General features: G+C 76.2%; 2 protein-coding genes. Both read left to right on the forward strand.

The annotated features are described in order from the left end of the window. Positions 1-90: 90 nt before the first annotated feature. Positions 91-1,029, forward strand: a complete 939-nt coding sequence (locus tag BG452_RS31895; RefSeq protein ID WP_188307838.1) for a kinase — start codon at positions 91-93, stop codon at positions 1,027-1,029. Then, positions 1,019-3,265, forward strand: coding sequence for a pyridoxal-phosphate dependent enzyme (locus BG452_RS31900; RefSeq protein ID WP_188307839.1), 2,247 nt, complete (start codon positions 1,019-1,021; stop codon positions 3,263-3,265). Before BG452_RS31895 ends, BG452_RS31900 begins: the two co-directional genes overlap by 11 nt. The last annotated feature ends 120 nt before the right edge of the window (positions 3,266-3,385 follow it).

Consider the following 3,385-nt stretch of genomic DNA (forward strand, 5'->3'; position numbering starts at 1 on the left):
GCCGTCGGCGCAGACCCCGTCGGCGCAGGCCCCGTCGGCGCAGGCCCCGCACCCGCAGGCCCCGGCAGCGCAGACCCCGGCGGAACGGTCTTGACCCCGCACCCGCCCGGCCCGCCGAACCGGCCCCCGGCCCCTGGCGTCGAGCTGCGGACCGGCACGGCCCGCGCCTTCGGCACCTTCGGCGAACTGCTCCAGGGCGCCCTGCCCGACGGCCCGGAGTTCCTGGTGACACTGCCGGTCGACCGCTGGGCGCGGGCCCGCTTCCGGCTGGACCCGGACGGCCCGCTGCGGGTGTTCCCCGCGGACAAGACCAAGACCCGGCGGGTGGCCGAGGCGATGCTCGCCGCCATTGGCCGGCCGGCCGGCGGGGTGCTGGTGCTGGACGGCGACCTGCCGGTGGGCAAGGGCATGGCCAGTTCCTCGGCCGACCTGGTGGCCACGGTCCGGGCGGTCGGCGCCGCGCTGGGCCTGGACACCTCGCCGGCCGCGGTGGAGCGCTGGCTGCGCCCGATCGAGCCGACCGACGGGGTGATGCACCCCGGGGTGGTGGCCTTCGAGCACCGTGAGGTGCGGCTGCGCGAGCGCCTGGGCGGCCTCCCGGCGGCGACGGTGGTGGCGGTGGACGAGGGCGGTCTGCTGGACACGGTGGCGTTCAACCGGGTGCCGAAGGCGTACTCCCCGGCGCAGCGCGCCGAGTACGCGGAGCTGCTGGCGGAGCTGGCGGCGGCGGTGCGGGCGGGGGACCTCGCCCGGGTGGGTGCGGTGGCGACCCGCAGCGCGGTGCTGAACCAGCGGCTGGCGCCCAAGCGGAACCTGGACGCGATGCTGGCGATCGCCGCGCGGGTCGGCGCCGAGGGGGTGGTGTGCGCGCACAGCGGCACCCTGCTGGGCGTCCTGCTGGACGGGACGGCCGCGGACCACGGGCCCCGGCTGGCGGCCGCCCTGGCGGCCTGTTCGACCCTGCCCGGCACCGCCACCACGGTCCGGGCCCTCACCCTTCAGGACATGGAGCTCGCTCATGCGGCATGAATCGATCGTCGACGCCATCGGCCACACGCCCCTGGTCCGGCTGCGGGTGCCCGCGCCGGAGGGTGTCGAGGTCTACGCCAAGCTGGAGCTGGCGAACGCCTTCGCGATGAAGGACCGGGTGGCCCGGCAGGTGGTCACCGAGGCCCGGCGCAGCGGGGCGTTGAAGCCCGGGGCGCCGATCGTGGAGAGCTCCTCGGGGACGATGGCGCTGGGCCTGGCGCTGGTCGGCACCCATCTGGGCCACCCGGTGCACATCGTCACCGATCCGCGGATCGACCCGGTCACCCTGGCCAAGCTGCGCACCCTGGGCTGCGAGGTGCACGTGGTGTCGGCGATGGGCGAGCAGGGCTGGCAGTCGGCCCGGCTGGACCTGCTGGCCGAGCTGATGACCGGGCTGCCGGGCGCGTTCTGGCCGCGGCAGTACTCCAATCCGCAGAACCCGGCGGCGTACCGGGGCCTGGCGCAGGAGCTGGTCGCCGACCTCGGGACGGTGGACGTGGTGGTGGGCTCGGTGGGCAGCGGCGGTTCGCTGTGCGGGACGTCCCGGGCGCTGCTGGAACGTTTCCCCGAGCTGAAGGTGGTCGGGGTGGACGCCGTCGGCAGTGTGCTGTTCGGCCAGCCCGACGTGCCGACCCGGCGCCAGGGCGGCCTCGGCAACAGCCTCCACCCGGACAACATCGACTACCGGCTGATCGACGAGGTGCACTGGCTCTCCGACGACGAGGCCTTCGCCGCGACCCGGGCGCTGGCCCGGGAGCAGAAGATCTTCGCCGGCAACACCTCCGGCTCGGTCTACCGGGTGCTGACCCACCTGGCGGCGCACGCCGCGCCCGGCACCCGGCTGGTCGGCATCATGCCGGATCGCGGCGACCGCTACGTGGACACCGTGTACGCGGCGCACGCCGACCTCACCGGGGACGCCCTGGTCGCGACCGAGCCCGCCCCGGTGCGCTACGGCGAGCTGGTCCACAGCTGGTCCTACGCGGAGATCTCCCGCCGGGAGCGCCCGCTGCTGCTGTTCGTGGAGTCCAACACCACCGGCACCGGCATGCTCGCGCTGACCACCGCGGTACGGCTGGGCCTGGAGCCGGTGCTGTTCGTGGTGGACCCCTCCCGCTACCAGGGGCTGGCCGGGACCGGCGCCCGGGTGGTGGTCTGCGACACCGACGACCCCGAGCTGCTGCGCAAGGCCGCCGAGGAGGCGGCCGACGGCCGCGAGGTGGCGGGCGTGACGACCACCAGCGAGTACTACCTGGTCCAGGCGGCGGCGCTGGCCGAGGAGTTGGGCGTGCCGGCCAACCCGGCGGCGGCACTGGCGGCCTGCCGGGACAAGTCGGCGACCCGGCGCACCCTGTCGGCGCACGGGGTGCGCCAGCCCCGCTTCGCCGAGGTCCGCGACCCGGCCGAGGTCGCGGCGGCGGTCGCCGCGGTGGGCCTGCCCTGCGTGGTCAAGCCGGTCGACGAGTCCGGCTCGCACGAGGTGCTGTGGTGCGAGGACGTCGCCACCGCCACCGAGCAGGCCCGCAGGCTGCTGGCGGTCACCCGCAATGTGCGCGGCCAGGCCAGCGCCCGGACGGTGCTGGTCGAGGAGTACCTGACCGGCCCGGAGTTCAGCGCCGAGATGTTCCTGACGGACGGCGAGGCGGTCTGCGTCGGCATCACCCAGCGCACCGTCAGCGAACTGCCGTACTTCGTCGAGACCGGGCACCTGTTCCCGGCCGTCCTGCCCGAGGAGACGGCGGCGGCGATGGCCGACACCGCCCGGCGCGCCCTCGCGGCGGTCGGGCTGGAGCGCGGCCCGGCGCACGTCGAACTGCGGCTGACCGCCGACGGGCCGGCCGTCATCGAGATCAACGCCCGGCTGGCCGGCGGCATGATCCCGGAGCTGATCCGGCCCGCGACCGGCATCGACCTGCTGGACCAGCAGATCCGCGCCGCCGCCGGCCTGCCGCTCAACCTGGCCCCGGAGCGCGCCCGCTCCGCCGGGATCCGCTTCCTGCTCGCCGCCGAGGAGGGCCGGCTGGCCGCCGTCGAGGGCGTCGGGAGGGCGGGCGCGGTCGCCGGGGTGGAGCGGGTCACCGTGACGGCGGCGGTCGGGCGCCCGGTGCGGCCGGTGCGGGAGTCGTACGACCGGCTGGGCCATGTGATCGCGGTGGGGGAGGGGCCGGAGCAGGTGACCGGGGCCCTGGACGCCGCGCTGGCCGAACTCACGGTGGTGGTCGAGCCCGCGGAGTAGCACGGCCTACCGGAGCGCCCGCGGAGGAGCACGGCGGACGGGAGCGCCGGCGGACCACCCGTCCGCCGGCGCTCCCGTCCGTCCCGGGGTCAGGCCCGCCGCTCCGGCGGGACGCGCAGC

The organism is Streptomyces sp. CBMA123 (assembly GCF_014596465.1).
Lineage (GTDB): Bacteria > Actinomycetota > Actinomycetes > Streptomycetales > Streptomycetaceae > Kitasatospora.